We start from the raw sequence: 665 nt of genomic DNA on the forward strand, positions 1-665 counted from the left end.
TGGTCTGCCGGATCGAGATCCCGGTGGTCCAGGGCAGCCAGGACTTGTCATAGGCAACATGCATGATGTCGAGCGCGACGGAATTGGTATTATTTCCGGTCGCACCGCCGCCCGTCAGGAAGATGCCGCGTGACCAGCCCCCGTCCAGAACCTTGCCGTTAAAATTGACATCGATCTCGTAATCGGTGGCGGAGTTGCTGCTCAGGTTCAGTACATCGTTGTCGATCTCGGAACTGATCGACGTGCCAGGGCCTCCGCCCGTCCCACTGTCCATGCCGCGATAGATGCACGCCACCCAGTTGCGATTAGGGTTGGGATTCAGCGGATTGGCCCGGTTCGGCCTGCATTCCAGCGAGACTGCCTGGCTGGTCACGTTGTTCTTCTGCGGCAGTGCCGCCGGATCAAACTCCCATTTGAGGTTTGTCGTGACATTCCACGGGTTGGTGTAGGTCGCGTTGAACAGGCCGGCCCCGGTTTCAGGGGTTCCGACACCCGGACCAGAAAACAGATTGCCGTTGAGCTGGTACATTCCCAGCGTGTTGTTCGGCAGCCCGGTGGCCAGGTAGTAACCCGGAGCCGCATAGGGGAAATTCACCAGCGGCGTGGGTGCAGTTGCAAACGCTGTGACGATGGCTGTATCGGCCGGCGTCTTCCCGTCTGCCTGC

Annotated in this window: 1 pseudogene; it reads right to left on the minus strand. The window is 60.0% G+C overall.

Annotated features, from left to right (window positions below):
• Positions 1-665, minus strand: a pseudogene (locus JN414_RS16420) (hypothetical protein); the annotation flags it as partial.

Origin of the sequence: Gluconobacter sp. Gdi (genome assembly GCF_014132155.1) — a bacterium.
GTDB lineage: Bacteria > Pseudomonadota > Alphaproteobacteria > Acetobacterales > Acetobacteraceae > Gluconobacter.